The sequence below is a fragment of the Rhodococcus sp. 1163 genome (assembly GCF_002091985.1).
Classification (GTDB): Bacteria; Actinomycetota; Actinomycetes; order Mycobacteriales; family Mycobacteriaceae; genus Rhodococcoides.
On record NZ_MKKX01000019.1, the window covers coordinates 12897 to 28330 of the forward strand.

The following is a 15434-nucleotide window of genomic DNA, read 5'->3' on the forward strand; positions in this document are numbered from 1 at the left end:
AAATGTCCTGTTCGCGGCAGTTCAACCCTCACTTGGTCGGAACTTTATCAACCCAACTACGACGTTGTGTAGGTGGGGCCTCTTCTTGACCGATTACGACACAGTGTCGTACTACGTTCAGTCGGACTCGTGCTTGTCGGGCTGTTCGTCCACGTACGGCGCTTTGGTACGGACGACACCGTAGACCTCCGCCCCCAAAACGAGCACCAACGCCGCCACCACGACGAGTGCCAGCGACTTCTCACTGTAGAAGTCCATATCCTTGAGCAGCCCGAGGACGACGATCGCCAGCAACATCTTGACGAGCCAGCCGCCCAGGAGAACCGCACCGACCATCGTCGGCGGGAACTTGGACGTCAAGGCAATGGATAGGGCCGTGGTCAGAATGAACCCCCCTCCGAGGGCAGCGCCGATGAGCGCACCCCACAATCCTGGCAGCCCCGCGAAGAGGGTAGCGATGATCGCGCCGAGAACAGTCAGCACAACCAAACCGATGACGCCGTAGCGAACGGCGGAACGCATCGCGTCGGATTGATCGGGCACGGGCGCAGGAGAGAAGCTCACAGACGCACAGACTACCCAGCACAATCACTCGTCAGGACCGACGGCCTCGTCGACTGCTGTTCCTCGCGCGTCTTCGCTCTCGTGCCATGTCGAGTCGGACGGTCGGTACGGCGGTCACCACCAGCGCGAATACCAAACCCGCTGCCACGAGCAGGACGACGATTCTCCGATCGATCAGTGACGATCCGACGGCGCCGAACGCCAGAACCCCGACCCACAGATAGATCACCAGCACCACGCGGCGATGGGAATGACCGATCTGCAGCAAACGGTGATGCAGGTGCATCTTGTCCGGGCTGAAAGGGCTGCGTCCGGCGCGTGTTCGTCGTACGACGGCAAGAAGCATGTCCAGCATCGGAATGAACATGACGGCACCGACGAGGAGGAGTGGCGTAAGAAGTCCGACCAGATCCCGGGGCCCGTAGGCGGTCAGCGGGATACGGCCGGAGGCGCTGGTCGATACCGTGGCCAGCATCAGCCCGATCAGCATCGAACCCGAGTCACCCATGAAGATCCGCGCCGGCTGAAAGTTGTGCGGCAGGAAACCGAGGCAGGCACCGGCCAATGCGGCAGCTATCACCGCCGGCGGGTAGACGCCGACGTCTCCCCCTTGCTCGTTGAGCAGACCGACGGAGAAGATACAAATTGCCACCGAGGCGATCAGCCCCAAGCCCGCAGCGAGGCCGTCGAGGCCGTCGACGAAGTTCATCGCGTTGACCATCACCACGGTGACGAGAACCGTGACCAGACCGGCTTGCAGTTGATCGAGCACGACCGTGAAGCCGCCGTCCGACCAGGGCACATAGATGATGTACCAGCTCACGCCCATCACGACGAGCACACCGGCCGCGGTGACCTGGCCAACGAATTTGGTGAGTGCGTCCAGGCCCCAACGATCGTCGATGACTCCGACGCCGACGATCACGAAGCCGGCGACGAGCGCAGCAGGGATGTCCTGGGTGTACCCGAAACCGCGTGCAAGCGCTGGGAGTTGGGATGCGAACAGCAATGCGACCAGCATTCCGAGATACATGCCGGTCCCACCGAGTCTCGGTGTCGGAACGACATGAACATCACGCTCACGTGGTGCTGCAACCGCGCCGAACTTGTTCGCCAGCACCCGGACGCCGCCGGTCGCAAGAAAAGTCACGACCGCAGCAGTCAGACACACCAACAACAATTCTCGAATGGGGACGCCGGCGCCCTGGTTCGCCTGGGCCAGCACGTCGTAGGGTGCACCCACGGCGACGACGTTCATGCGCGAGAATAGGCCGGCTTGCGTGAGACGAGGTCGCCGACCTCTGCCTTCACAGCGGCAATCTCACGATCACCGACGACCGTCCCCTGTTCTGCGCGAACCGCACGTGCGACGAGCTTTCCGACGACGGCCATCTCGGACGTGTCGAAACCCTGCGTCGTGACCGCGGCCGATCCGACCCGTATACCGGATGCCACCGCAGGCGGAGCGGGGTCGAAGGGAATCGTGTTCTTGTTGAGCGTTATCCCCGCTGCCTCACACCGCGATTCCGCGCTGCGGCCATCGATCGCGAGACCTTGCAGATCCAGTAGCGCGAGGTGGGTATCCGTTCCGCCGGACACCGTGCGCATTCCGGACTCGACGAGCGAGTTGGACAAGGCTTGGGCGTTGGCTACGACGTTCAGCGCATATTTGCGGTAGCTCGGCGTCGCAGCCTCGGCGAACGCCACAGCCTTTGCCGCGATGGTGTGCATGAGCGGTCCACCCTGGCTGAACGGGAAGACTGCTTTGTCGATGGCACGAGCGTGATCGGCACGGCACATCAGCATGCCGCCGCGAGGACCTCGCAGAACCTTGTGGGTGGTGGCGGACACGACATCGGCAAACGGGACCGGAGACGGAATAGCCTGGCCCGCAACGAGACCGATGAAGTGAGCCGCGTCGACCCATAGGATGGCGCCGACCTCGTCTGCGATCGAACGAAAGTTAGCGAAGTCGATGAGGCGTGAGTACGCCGTAGCTCCGGCAACGATGATCTTGGGACGATGCACCAACGCCAGATCTCGTACTTCGTCGTAATCGATCAGCTCGGTGTCTTTCCGAACATGATAGGGAACGGGGCTGAACCACTTGCCCGAGAAGCTGACTTTCGAACCGTGAGTGAGGTGTCCGCCATGAGGCAAGCTCATGGCCAGGACCGCGTCGCCCGGTTTTGCGAACGCAGCGTACACAGCAAGATTCGCGTTTGCGCCCGAGTGCGGCTGAACATTGACATGGTCGGCACCGAACAGTGCCTTTGCCCGATCGACAGCGAGGTTCTCAGCGCGATCGACCATCTCGCAACCGCCGTAATACCGATGTCCGGGATACCCCTCGGCGTACTTGTTGGTGAGGATGCTTCCCTGCGCAGCCATCACTGCCGGGCTGGTCAGATTTTCACTGGCGATGAGCTGCAGTCCACCGCGGACCCGCTCCAGCTCACCGAGCAGGACATCGGCGATCTCCGGATCCTCAGCGTGCAGTTCGGCGAAGTCCGGGCCGTAGAAAGGCGCTTCACTCATGCGCTGGCACTCCCCCGCAGCAGACTCTCGACAGGCACGCCGAGAACCTCCGCGACAGCCGCTGCAGAGATCGCGCCCTCCCTGAGGATCCGCGGTGTCTCGGAGGTCAAATCGACAATGGTGGAGGCGACAGCGTGCTCGGACGGACCACCATCGAGGTAGACCGCAGCCGCCCCACCGAGCTGATCACGTGCCTCACCGACGGTGGTGGCTGGGGGTTGGCCGGAGATGTTCGCACTCGAGACTGCCAGCGGTCCCACTTCGCGCAGCAATTCGAGGGCGACAGGGTGCAGCGGCATCCGAAGCATGACTGTTCCCTGCGCATCTCCCAGATCCCACGCCAACGAAGGAGCTTGCTGGACGACGAGACTCAGCGCCCCGGGCCAAAAGGCCTTGATCAGATCGCGCGTCCTCGGGCGTACACCGGTAACGAGTCCGTCGATGGTGCTCCAGGATCCGACGAGAACCGGAACGGGCATATCGCGTCCTCGCCCCTTGGCGCGCAACAGATCGGTGACAGCACTGCTGTCGAATGCATCGGCGCCGAGTCCGTACAGGGTGTCGGTGGGCATCACGACCAGACGACCTGACTTGAGGGCGCCTCTGGCTGCGGTCAATCCTGCCGCGCGGGAGTCGGCTTGCTGGCAGTCGTAGACAGTGCTCACCCCTCTATCCTGTCACTGCGTTCCGGCCACAGATTCCCGAGCCTCACCCTGCGCGCCTCACAGGTGAAGTTCAGGACTCCGGAGTGACAGCTCGAGATGCGACGACGAACCGTGGACGGCCGGTCAGGTCGGGGTGCGGAGCAACGTCGGTGAATACTCGCCTACGCTCGAACAATTCTGCGACCCGTTCGCCGTGCGAGTCGTCGTGCTCGACACCGACTCCCCCGCCGACCCGAAGCCACCGCGCAATGTTGTCGATCATCGGCCCGATCACCGACAGTCCGTCCACGCCACCGAACAGCGCGATGTGGGGGTCGTGATCGGCTACCTCGGGTTCGAGAACGGCGCCCTCAGGGATGTACGGAGGGTTGGCGACGATGACATCTACCCGACCGTCCAGCTCTGCCAGTAGTGACCGATCAGTGACGTCGCCGTGGTGAAGGGTGATGGGGGTGTCCCCGAGCCCTGCGCGCAAGTCGGCATTGCGTCTCGCCCAGGCAAGTGCCGAAGGGTCGAGTTCGACAGCGTGGACCTGAGCGTCGGGTCTGGCGTTCGCCACGGCGAGGGCGAGTGCTCCCGACCCGGTGCACAGGTCGAGGACGACGGGAGGGCGATGATCGACGCCTTCGAGGAAGGCGAGCGCCCACCCGAGCAGCAACTCGGTCTCCGGACGCGGAACGAACACACCAGGGCCGACCTCGACGTCGATATTGCCCAGAGCTGTTGTGCCGGTGATGTATTGAAGAGGAATACGCTTTGCCCGTTGAGCGATCGTCTTCTGATAGGCGTCGATGACCTCCGGCTCCACGAGCGGCACGAGGCCCAGCCGACCACGCTCGACACCGAGGAGATGCGATGCCAGCAATTCGGCATCGACGCGGGGACTGGGAACTCCAGCAGCCTCGAGCGTCGACGTCGCTTCGAGAATTGCCAGGCGTAGTGGTTTACGGGTCACCGGTACAGCGTGCCATGACGCCGCGAGGTGAAGGAAAACGCCTGTTCAGAGCACAAGGGGACGAGGAAAACAGCCGAAACTACTCGGCCTGCATCCGTGCTTCACGGTCGGCCTTGCCCAGCGCATCGAGCAACGCGTCGAGTTCACCGTCGAGCACGGCATCCAAGTTGTGCGCCTTGAACCCGATGCGGTGATCGGTGATCCGGTTCTCGGGAAAGTTGTACGTGCGAATCCGCTCCGAACGGTCGACGGTACGAACCTGGCTCGCCCGTCCGGCCGCTGCCTCTTCGTCGGCAGCCTCCTCCGCTGCGGCTTGCATTCGCGCTGCGAGCACCTGCATGGCACGGGCCTTGTTCTGCAGCTGTGATCGCTCGTTCTGGCACGTGACCACGATTCCCGTGGGAAGGTGCGTGATTCGTACGGCGGAGTCGGTGGTGTTGACGCCCTGACCGCCCTTGCCCGACGAGCGATAGACATCGATGCGGAGATCGGTCTCGTCGATCTGGACTGCCTCCACCTCGTCGGGCTCCGGATAGACCAGAATTCCCGCCGCGGAGGTGTGCACTCGACCCTGAGATTCGGTGACGGGCACACGCTGCACGCGATGCACCCCGCCTTCGAACTTCAGCCGCGCCCACACGCCGTCGAGCGAACCGGACTTGGCCTTGATCGACAATGTGGCGTCCTTGTATCCGCCCAGGTCCGAGACGTTCGCGTCCAGTATCTCTACCCGCCATCCCCGACGTTCGGCGTACCGGAGATACATGCGCGCAAGATCAGCGGCGAACAGCGCCGATTCCTCGCCGCCCTCCCCTGACTTGACCTCCATGACGATGTCGTCGCCATCGTGCGGATCACGCGGGGCCAGAAGGTCTGCGAGTGTGTGTTCCAAGCGAACTACCGTCGCTTCGAGGTCCGGAATCTCCGCGGCGAACGAAGCATCGTCGGCCGCAAGTTCGCGGGCAGCTTCGAGATCGTCCTGTGCGGTCGTGAGCTTGCCGTACACCGACATGATGGGTGCCAGTTCGGCGAAACGTTTGCCTGCTCGACGCGCCGCCGAGGGATCGTTGTGCAGCGCGGGATCGGCCAGCTGCTGCTCGAGGCCCGAATGCTCGGCGAGAATATCGTCGATTGCCGAAGGCTTTGTCGTCCTCGCCATGATATTTCTCCGTCTTCAATAGATCCACAGTCGCTGCACGACACAGTCACCACATGAAAAAGCCGACGCCCGCCCTGCATACTTCGCAGGACGGGCGTCGGCGGAACAGCTATGCGTCGGCGTCGGCTTCGGTCTTCTTGCCGGCGCGCTTTCCGTAACGAGCCTCGAAACGTGCAACGCGACCACCGGTGTCGAGAATCTTCTGCTTGCCCGTGTAGAACGGGTGGCACTGCGAGCAGACCTCGACGCTGATGCGCTCTTTGTCGGTGGTGCTGTGGGTTTCGAAAGTATTGCCGCAACCGCACACAACAGTGGTGAGCGTGTAGTTGGGGTGGATTCCTGCCTTCATGGTGTCCCTTACCGTTCTTCTAGTGGTCGCCGGGTCGCCCTCGCCAATCGAGGACGTGAACCGGAACCGGACTCAGCCGATCAGTATGCCAGACGAAATGTCTGACCCGATCACCGGATCTTTCGCCCGATGTCTCGATGCCGACAGGTGCAACAACACTCGCACCTGTCGGCTTGTTCCCTGCTAGTTGTCGTCGATTCCGCCGGGAGCGGTCTTGGACACCTGCATCAGGAATTCGAGGTTGCTCTTGCTCTTCTTCAGACGATCGACAAGCAGGTCGATTGCCTGATGCGAGTCCAGGCCGGACAGCACACGCCGCAGCTTGTGCAGCACTGCCGCCTCGTCAGGATTGAGCAGCAACTCGTCCTTACGCGTGCCGGACGGGTTGACGTCGACCGCCGGGAACACACGTCGCTCGGCGATCTTGCGATCGAGCTTGAGCTCCGCGTTGCCGGTGCCCTTGAACTCCTCGAAGATGACGGTGTCACCGGTGGAACCGGTTTCGACCATCGCCGTGGCGATGATCGTCAGCGATCCACCGTTCTCGATGTTTCGAGCCGCACCGAGGAAACGCTTGGGTGGATACAGCGCCGTCGAATCGACGCCGCCGGAGAGGATCCGGCCCGAGGCAGGCGAACTGTTGTTGTACGCGCGGCCGAGTCGAGTGATCGAGTCGAGGAGGACGACCACGTCCTGGCCTGCTTCTACCAATCGCTTCGCACGCTCGATCGCAAGTTCCGCCACCGCGGTGTGATCGCCCGGTGGGCGGTCGAAAGTCGAGGCGATGACCTCGCCTTTCACCGAACGCTGCATGTCGGTGACTTCCTCGGGACGCTCGTCCACCAGGACGACCATCAGGTAGCACTCGGGATTGTTGACCGAGATCGCGTTGGCGATCGCCTGCAGAACGCTGGTCTTACCGGCCTTCGGCGGACTCACGATCAACGCACGCTGACCCTTACCGATCGGCATCACCAAGTCGATGATTCGAGTGGTGAGAATGTTCGGCGTCGTTTCCAGGCGCAAACGCTGGTTGGGGTACAACGGGGTCAGCTTGCCGAACTCGGGGCGCTTACGTGCTGCCTCGACGTCGCCACCGTTGACCGTGTCCAGACGAACCAACGGATTGAACTTCTGCCGCTGACCGGACTGCTCGCCTTCGCGTGCAACGCGAACCGCGCCTGTCACGGCGTCACCACGACGAAGACCGTTCTTACGGACGAGGTTCATCGAGACATAGACGTCGTTGGGCCCGGCAAGATACCCGGAGGTACGAACGAACGCGTAGTTGTCGAGGACGTCGAGGATGCCGGCTACGGGTTGCAGGACATCGTCTTCACGAATCTCGGGCTCACGCTCGCGGCTTTCGCCACCCTCGCCACGATCGCGTCCACGACGACGTTCGCGGAACCGACGGCCTCTACGCCCCCGGCCGTCGCCCTCGTCGTCCTGGTTGTTGTTGTCCCGACTGTCGCGAGGACCGTTGTTGCCACCGTTGTTGCCACTGCTGTTGCTATTGCGGTCTTCGCCACGACCGTCGCTCTGGTTTCGACTTCGGTTGCGGTTGTTCTCGTTGCGGTTGTTCTCACCACGGTTGTTGTCGGTGCGACTGTTGCCGTCTTCGTCCGATGAATCGCCACGATTTCCACGCGAGTCACTGCCGCGGGATTCACTGCCACGGGTTTCACTGCCACGGGATTCACTACCACGGGATTCACTACCACGGTCACCGCGTGAGTCGTTGCCGCGCTCTGAACGGGTCCTTCGTGGTCGCTCGTTGGACGAGGACTCCGACTGATCCGAACTGTTCGGGGTTGCGTTCACCGAGGACTGCTCGGTGTTGGCCTCGGGTGATTCAGCGGCGCCAGGCTGAGTGGCGGCGTTTGCCTGCGTAGCGGCGTTGGCCTGTGGCGTGGCGTCAGCCGGCGTAGCGGAATCGTCGAGCGGCAACTGGTCGGGCGCACCTGCGCGGCGACCTGCGGCTCTACGGCCTCGGGTACGGCGTGGGGCGTCGGTCGCGTCTTCGGCAGGAGCCTGTCCGGCCGACTGCGCAGCAGTCCGGTCAGGTGCATTCTCTGCACGCGCAGGGCTATCGACGACAGGCGTCGAGCTCACACCGACGGTGGCTGTACCTGGGCTCGACGGTGCCTTGTCTGCATCGGGCTCAGCGGCGCCGGACTTGGATGCGCCAGACTTGGAGCCGTCCGACTTTTGCGCACCGCTACCTGATTGACGCGCCGAAATGGCGGCGATCAGGTCGCCTTTGCGCATGCCGGAGACACTCTTGATTCCGAGTTCGCCAGCTAGGCTGCGTAGCTCGGTGAGCACCATTCCGGACAGCCCAGCTCCGCGGCGCGTCTTGTCAGGGGCGGAGATCAGTTCCGTATCGGTCACGGAGGTCCTTTCCTTCCCTCGCTCGCAGTGCGCAGCAGAGGGTTCGTTCCGGAGCACGAAGGTCGTATCGAACCCGGATATTTCCGTTCATGATCGACGCGATTCGGACAGACGACCGACCCGAGACCGCATGCAAACTACGGGAGGGGCCGAGCCAGGTACATCACGAAACTCGGACGTTGATTCCCCCGAATACTGTGACGTGATTGCCCTGGTGATAACCGGCGTCTGAAGCGCACGATGTACGGACTTTCCTCAGGATAGCCTCCGAGAGCGCAGTCGGCAACAACCGGTTACCAGCGAGTTTCAAGAAATGCAGACACCGTCTGCTACAGCGAGCTCGAGAACCCTTACACCTTCATCCTCGGCCAGCACTTTGAGGTCCTCGGGGAAGGGCACGGTGCACAGTGCCAGCACCGTCGGTCCAGCACCGGACAGCACCGCTGCGATACCCCTCGAGCGCAGCGTCTCTATCCACTTCGCGGACTCCGGTAGTGCGACCGACCGTTGCCCCTGATGCAGCAGATCTTCGGTGGCGGGCATCAGAAGATCCGGACGTTGGGTGAGCGCGACGACGGTCAGAGCTCCGCGGCTGACATTGAATGCAGCGTCGCGGTGCGGAACCAGTTCGGGCAAGAGCCCGCGAGTGTGCGACGTCGAGGACCGTTCGGCGGGAACCAACGCGACGACGTGGATGTCCGGATGAACCGCCAGCCGGACGGCCGAATACTCTCGTTGAGTGATGCTCGCGCTCGCCGGCTCGCTCCACGACACCACAGCACCGCCGAGGACGCTGGCAGATGCATTGTCAGGATGGCCCTCGAACTCCGACGCCAGCTGCACGAGCTGATCGAGGCTCAAAGTCAGGGCAGGATCGAGCTTGGCAGCGAGCCCGTTGGCCGCGGCCAAACCCCCGACGACGGCCGACGCCGAAGATCCCAATCCTCGCGAGTGCGGGATCACGTTGGTGCACACCACATCCAGACCATCTGCCCATACCCCGGCGGCTTCGAGTCCCCTCTCGATCGCTCGCACCACCAAATGGGTGGGACCCCAAGGCACGTCGTCCGCACCTTCACCTTGAACACGAATGCTCAGCCCGGACGCAGTCGTCGTCACCGAGATCTCGTCGTAGAGTCCCAGCGCGATTCCCAGGGTGTCGAAGCCGGGCCCGAGGTTCGCGCTGGACGCGGGAACCCGGGCCGTCACCGTCAAACCCTGCGGGAGTGTTGTCGTCATGGGCTGAGTCTTCGCCACTAGGCCAGCTCGAGGGCCGACGCGACAGCTACCGGATCGACCGGAATCGGCTCGACCACAGGCATTCCCGCCAGAGCAGTGTCGGGATCCTTCAGTCCGTTGCCGGTGACCGTGCAGACTACGGTCAGGCCACTGTCGAGCCAACCTTCCTTCCGCGCCGCAATCAGGCCGGCGATGCTCGCCGCGGACGCAGGCTCGACGAAGATGCCCTCGGTCTTGGCCACGAGACGGTACGCCTCGAGGATTTCCTCGTCGGTGGCGGCACGGAATGCACCGCCCGACTCCTCTTTGGCCGACACTGCACCGTTCCACGACGCCGGGGACCCGATACGAATTGCAGTTGCAATCGTTTCCGGCTCGGCAACGGGCGCGCCGTGTACGAGCGGTGCCGCACCTGCGGCCTGCACTCCGAGCATCCGCGGCTTGACCGTAGTAAGGCCGTCCCGAAAGTACTCCGAATAGCCGCGCCAATACGCAGTGATGTTGCCTGCGTTGCCTACCGGCAGCACATGGACGTCGGGAGCATTTCCCATTGCGTCACAGATCTCGAATGCCGCTGTCTTCTGGCCTTCGATACGAACGGGGTTCACCGAGTTGACGAGTCCGATCGTCGGGAACTCTGCGGTGGTCTTGCGTGCGAGTTCCAGGCAATCGTCGAAGTTGCCCTGCACCTGAATGATCTTCGCGCCGTGCATGACTGCCTGGGCAAGTTTGCCCATGGCGATCTTCCCCTGGGGGACGAGGACCGCGCAGCCCATGCCTGCCTTGGCCGCGTAGGCCGCCGCGGACGCCGAGGTGTTGCCGGTCGAGGCGCACAGAACAGCCTCCTGCCCGCGCGCAAGCGCGTCGGTGACTGCCATCGTCATACCGCGGTCCTTGAACGACCCGGTCGGGTTCAAGCCCTCGACCTTCAGATGGACCTCGCAACCGGTGAGCTCGGACAGTCGCTCTGCATGGATGAGCGGAGTTGCGCCCTCGAGCAGCGTCACGGTCTTCCAGTCGGGACCGATCGCGAGGCGAGAACGGTACGCCTCGATCAGGCCTGGCCAGGGGGTGTGGACGCTCATACGGTGGTGCCTTCCAATCGGAGAACGCTTGAAACGGAGGTGACGACGTCCATCTTTTCCAACGCCGACACGGTCTTGGACAACGCGGAATCCGACGCCAGATGAGTGACGACCACCAGGCAGGCGCCGTCGCCCGAACCCTGTTGACGCACGGTCGAGATGCTCACGTCGTGGTTGGCGAATTCAGCAGCGACGGTGGCCAGCACACCTGGGCGGTCGGCCACCTGCATGTTGACGTAGTACCTGGTGGTGATGTCGCCCATGGGAGCAATCTTCAGCTTTGCGTACTTGGATTCCAGCGGGCCACGGCCACCGTAGAACTTGTTTCGGGCGGCCATGACGAGGTCACCGAGAACGGCAGACGCAGTCGGAGCGCCGCCGGCACCTTGCCCGTAGAACATGAGACGTCCGGCAGCCTCGGCCTCGACGACGATGGCGTTGAACGCGCCGTTCACTGTGGCCAGCGGGTGGTCCAGCGGAACCAATGCCGGATACACACGCGCCGAGATTCGGTCCTGGCCATTGGGTGTGGTGATGCGCTCGCAGAGAGCGAGCAGCTTGATGGTGCAGTCGAGCGAGCGCGCCATCTCCAGGTCGGCCGAGGTGATCTTGCTGATGCCTTCACGGTAGACGTCGCCTGCCGTCACGCGAGTATGGAATGCGATCGACGCAAGGATGGCTGCTTTCGATGCCGCGTCGTAGCCTTCGACGTCGGCGGTGGGATCCGCCTCGGCGTAGCCCAATCGCCCTGCCTCGGCCAATGTCTCGGCGTAGTCCGCACCTGTCTCGTCCATCGCGGACAGGATGAAGTTGGTGGTGCCGTTGACGATTCCGGCCACTTTGTTGACACGGTCGCCTGCGAGGGACTGCATGAGCGGACGGACGACGGGAATGGCACCGGCGACCGCAGCCTCGAAGTACAGGTCGGCGCGCGACTTTTCGGCCGCGTCCGCCAACTCTCCGGTGTATTCCGCCAGCAGCGCCTTGTTGGCGGTCACCACCGACTTGCCCTTCTCCAGCGCGGCGAGGATCAGCTTGCGCGGTACCTCGATCCCACCGAGGACCTCGACCACGATGTCGACGTCGTCACGATCCACCAGCGCGGCCGGGTCATCGGTGAGCAACGCTGGGTCGACCCCGCGATCTCCGTCGATTCGACGTACGGCGATACCCCGGATCTCCAGGGGAACACCGACTCTCGCTTCGAAATCCGACGCGTTCTCGGTCAGTATGCGTACTACCTCGCTGCCGACGTTCCCGAGTCCGAGTACCGCGATGCCTATGGTCTTCTTCGATGTCATGGTTGCACCTCCAAGCTGAGCAGATCTTGCAATGTCTCCCGGCGCAGAACGAGGCGGGACTTTCCGTCTTTCACTGCCACCACGGCAGGTCGAGTAAGCAGGTTGTAGCGGCTCGACATCGAGTAGCAGTAAGCACCCGTCGCAGCTACCGCCAGCAGATCACCCGGACCGACATCACTCGGCATCCAAGTATTCTTGATCACCACATCGCCACTCTCGCAATGCTTTCCGACGACACGCGCCAGAACGCCCTCGGCCTCACTGTCTCGCGAGGCAAGCCGACAGTCGTACTCCGCCTGATACAGCGAGGTCCGGATGTTGTCACTCATTCCGCCGTCGACGCTGATGTAGCGCCTGCGCAACGCGGCATCGACGGTGACGTCCTTGATGGTTCCGACCTCATACAGAGTCACCGTGCCAGGACCTGCAATGGCGCGGCCAGGTTCGACATCGATCTTCGGAACAGGCAGACCGACCCGAGCGGATTCGGTCGCGACGATCGACTTCAACTTGGCGGCAAGCTCATCGATCGGTGGCGGATCGTCGCTCGGTATATAGGAAATACCCATGCCGCCGCCGAGGTCGATCGTCGAAATCTGTGACGTCTTGTCCACGCCGAATTCGGAGACCACCTCTGCCAGCATGCCGATCAGCTTGTGCGCAGCCAGTTCGAATCCGTCGACCTCGAAGATTTGCGACCCGATATGGCTGTGCAGTCCCACGAGCCGGAGGTTCCCTGCCGCGAACACTCGGCGGACGGCTTCGAGGGCAGAACCGTCGGCGAGCGAGAAGCCGAACTTCTGATCCTCGTGGGCAGTTGCAATGAATTCATGTGTATGTGCCTCGACTCCGACGGTCACGCGCACGAGGACGTCCTGTACGACGTCCATTCCACCGGCGATCGCGTCGAGCCGATCGATCTCGATCATCGAATCGAGGACCACGTGCTCGACACCGGCGGTGACGCCGGCAGTAAGTTCTGCGACGGACTTGTTGTTACCGTGCATGGCAATTCGGCCGGCCGGGAACCCCGCGGCAAGGGCGACACTCAGTTCGCCCCCGGAACACACGTCGAGCGAGAGCCCCTCGTCGGCGACCCAGCGCGCAATTTCCCCACACAGGAACGCTTTGGACGCGTAGTGAACGCGTGCGGGATCACCGAAAGCAACAGCCATTTCCCGTGCACGCGAACGGAAGTCGTCTTCGTCGATGACGAACAACGGTGTTCCGTACTCGGCTGCCAACTCCGTGACCGGCACTCCGGCCAGGGAGACAACGCCGTCGTCGGCGCGTTCGGCGTTGCGCGGATAGACATGCGCAGGAAGCATTGTCATGTCCGATGCAGTTGCCGGCTTTTCGGTCACGGTGTCCCCGATCGAGGTTGCGGCATGCTTCGGTCCTGCAGGATGTGCGCTCACATTCGCTCCGGTGCACTGACCCCGAGCAGCGCAAGGCCATTGGCCAGCACCTGCCTGGTTGCACTACCCAACGCCAAACGTGCGGTATTCACTGGGCCTGGCTCCTCGTCTCCTTGGGGAAGTACACGACATGCTCCATAGAAACGGTGGTAAGCGCCAGCCAATTCTTCCAGGTAGCGGGCGATGCGGTGCGGTTCACGCAAGTCTGCGGCACTGGCGACGACTCTCGGGTATTCGCCGATGGTCCTGATCAACTCGCCTTCCTGCTCGTGTGTGAGCAGGCTCAGATCCGGGTTTTCAGCGGTGACTCCCAGTTCGACGGCGCCGCGAGCGAGCGATGCGAGCCGGGCGTGCGCGTACTGGACGTAATAGACCGGGTTCTCGCTGCTCTCGCTGGCCCACAGTTCCAAGTCGATATCGATGCTCGAGTCGACGGAGGACCGGACCAGGGCGTACCGAGCCGCGTCGACGCCGATGGCATCGACGAGATCGTCCAACGTGATGACCGTGCCCGCGCGCTTGCTCATCCTGACGGCGACACCGTCACGCACCAGGTTGACCATTTGGCCGATCAGCACCTCGACGGTGTTCGGATCGTCACCGAAGGCAGCCGCAGCGGCCTTGAGTCGACCGATGTACCCGTGGTGATCGGCGCCGAGCATGTAGATGCACAGATCGAAGCCACGGCGGCGCTTGTCCTGGAAGTACGCGATGTCGCCGGCGATGTACGCGGCGTTGCCGTCACTCTTGATGACGACGCGATCTTTGTCGTCGCCGTAGTCGGTGCTCTTGAGCCACCATGCCCCATCGGCCTCGTACAGGCTGCCGGAATTCTTCAGGTACTCGACGCTGCGCTCGACGGCACCGGATTCGAACAGCGAGTTCTCGTGGAAGTAGACGTCGAAGTCGACGCCGAACTCGTGCAGGTTCTTCTTGATCTGTTCGAACATCAACTCGACGCCGATGGACCGAAATGTCTCGGCCGCGTCGTCCGGGGACAATGCGAGTGCTTGCGGGTTCTTGGCCAGTACCGCCGCTGCGATCTCACCTATATAGGCACCCGCGTATCCGTCTTCGGGTGCGGGTTCGCCTTTTGCCGCCGCGATGAGCGAGCGACTGAAGCGATCGATCTGCGCGCCGTGATCGTTGAAGTAGTACTCACGCACCACTTCGGCTCCCTGTGCCGAAAGAATCCGGCCGAGAGCGTCACCGACCGCGGCCCACCTGGTACCACCGAGGTGGATCGGACCCGTCGGGTTGGCGGAGACGAACTCGAGGTTGACCTTGACGTTGTCGAGCAACGTTCCGTTGCCGAACGCTGTGCCCTCTGCCAGAGCCTGCGCAACGATCGCGCCCTGAGCATCGGCGGCAAGCCGGATATTGAGGAACCCGGGCCCGGCGACCTCGGCGCTGGCGATCGCGGGCTCGGCGGCAAGTGCTTCGGCGAGCCACCCGGCGAAGTCACGCGGATTCGCGCCCGCCTTCTTGGCGACCTGAAGAGCAACATTGGTGGCGTAATCGCCGTGCTCAGGGTTCCGCGGACGCTCGACCGTCAGCGTTGGGGGCAGCACGGACACGTCGAGGCCGCGTTGGGCAAGCACCTTCGCGGCGGTCGCGCGTAGCAGTTCGGCAAGGTCGGCGGGAGTCACAGGTAACCATCTTATGGTCTGGAGCACGGCCGGTTCGCAGCCAGTACCTACACCAGACCCACTCGAGACCACCGTCACCGCTGCAGCTCCCTCGAAGGGTCCGCTCGGAGCGGAGAAC

General features: G+C 63.1%; 13 protein-coding genes. All 13 read right to left on the bottom strand.

From position 1 onward, the window contains the following. Positions 1-117 precede the first annotated feature (117 nt). Positions 118-564, bottom strand: a complete 447-nt coding sequence (locus BJD99_RS08605; RefSeq protein ID WP_084346432.1) for a hypothetical protein — start codon at positions 562-564, stop codon at positions 118-120. 31 nt (positions 565-595) lie between these two features. Then, positions 596-1822 carry a glycosyltransferase family 4 protein gene (locus tag BJD99_RS08610; RefSeq protein WP_084346433.1) on the bottom strand — a complete coding sequence of 409 codons (1227 nt, stop codon included), beginning with the start codon at positions 1820-1822 and terminating at the stop codon, positions 596-598. After that, positions 1819-3102: a serine hydroxymethyltransferase gene (glyA, locus tag BJD99_RS08615; RefSeq protein ID WP_084346434.1), complete on the bottom strand. Its 1284-nt coding sequence runs from the start codon at positions 3100-3102 to the stop codon at positions 1819-1821. Before glyA ends, BJD99_RS08610 begins: the two co-directional genes overlap by 4 nt. Then, a complete protein-coding gene (locus BJD99_RS08620) occupies positions 3099-3767 on the bottom strand; it encodes an L-threonylcarbamoyladenylate synthase (RefSeq protein ID WP_084346435.1) in 669 nt (222 codons plus the stop codon). The genes glyA and BJD99_RS08620 overlap by 4 nt, the downstream gene beginning before the upstream one ends. A gap of 70 nt (positions 3768-3837) precedes the next feature. After that, positions 3838-4722: a peptide chain release factor N(5)-glutamine methyltransferase gene (prmC, locus tag BJD99_RS08625; RefSeq protein ID WP_084346436.1), complete on the bottom strand. Its 885-nt coding sequence runs from the start codon at positions 4720-4722 to the stop codon at positions 3838-3840. 79 nt (positions 4723-4801) lie between these two features. Further along, the gene (gene prfA / locus BJD99_RS08630; RefSeq protein ID WP_084346437.1) at positions 4802-5881 is read right to left on the bottom strand and encodes a peptide chain release factor 1; all 1080 of its coding nucleotides are present in this window, start codon (positions 5879-5881) and stop codon (positions 4802-4804) included. Positions 5882-5990: 109 nt separating this feature from the next. Beyond that, on the bottom strand, positions 5991-6230 hold the full coding sequence (gene rpmE / locus BJD99_RS08635; protein ID WP_084346438.1) for a 50S ribosomal protein L31: 240 nt from the start codon (positions 6228-6230) through the stop codon (positions 5991-5993). 183 nt (positions 6231-6413) lie between these two features. Beyond that, on the bottom strand, positions 6414-8624 hold the full coding sequence (gene rho, locus BJD99_RS08640) for a transcription termination factor Rho (protein ID WP_084346488.1): 2211 nt from the start codon (positions 8622-8624) through the stop codon (positions 6414-6416). 306 nt (positions 8625-8930) lie between these two features. Continuing rightward, entirely contained in the window at positions 8931-9863 is a 933-nt protein-coding gene (gene thrB / locus BJD99_RS08645) for a homoserine kinase (protein ID WP_084346489.1), read from the bottom strand. Between the two features lie 17 nt (positions 9864-9880). Then, on the bottom strand, positions 9881-10948 hold the full coding sequence (gene thrC, locus BJD99_RS08650) for a threonine synthase (protein WP_084346439.1): 1068 nt from the start codon (positions 10946-10948) through the stop codon (positions 9881-9883). After that, positions 10945-12249 carry a homoserine dehydrogenase gene (locus BJD99_RS08655; protein WP_084346440.1) on the bottom strand — a complete coding sequence of 435 codons (1305 nt, stop codon included), beginning with the start codon at positions 12247-12249 and terminating at the stop codon, positions 10945-10947. The genes thrC and BJD99_RS08655 overlap by 4 nt, the downstream gene beginning before the upstream one ends. Then, positions 12246-13667 carry a diaminopimelate decarboxylase gene (lysA, locus tag BJD99_RS08660; protein ID WP_084346441.1) on the bottom strand — a complete coding sequence of 474 codons (1422 nt, stop codon included), beginning with the start codon at positions 13665-13667 and terminating at the stop codon, positions 12246-12248. The genes BJD99_RS08655 and lysA overlap by 4 nt, the downstream gene beginning before the upstream one ends. Then, positions 13664-15316, bottom strand: a complete 1653-nt coding sequence (gene argS / locus BJD99_RS08665; RefSeq protein ID WP_084346442.1) for an arginine--tRNA ligase — start codon at positions 15314-15316, stop codon at positions 13664-13666. The genes lysA and argS overlap by 4 nt, the downstream gene beginning before the upstream one ends. Between the last annotated feature and the right edge of the window lie 118 nt (positions 15317-15434).

Bases quoted from the DNA above. Each gene is read 5' to 3' on its own strand.
- BJD99_RS08610 (WP_084346433.1), bottom strand. From the start codon at position 1,822: ATGAACGTCGTCGCCGTGGGTGCACCCTACGACGTGCTGGCCCAGGCG.
- glyA (WP_084346434.1), bottom strand. From the start codon at position 3,102: ATGAGTGAAGCGCCTTTCTACGGCCCGGACTTCGCCGAACTGCACGCT.
- prfA (WP_084346437.1), bottom strand. From the start codon at position 5,881: ATGGCGAGGACGACAAAGCCTTCGGCAATCGACGATATTCTCGCCGAG.
- rpmE (WP_084346438.1), bottom strand. From the start codon at position 6,230: ATGAAGGCAGGAATCCACCCCAACTACACGCTCACCACTGTTGTGTGC.
- thrB (WP_084346489.1), bottom strand. From the start codon at position 9,863: ATGACGACAACACTCCCGCAGGGTTTGACGGTGACGGCCCGGGTTCCC.
- thrC (WP_084346439.1), bottom strand. From the start codon at position 10,948: ATGAGCGTCCACACCCCCTGGCCAGGCCTGATCGAGGCGTACCGTTCT.
- BJD99_RS08655 (WP_084346440.1), bottom strand. From the start codon at position 12,249: ATGACATCGAAGAAGACCATAGGCATCGCGGTACTCGGACTCGGGAAC.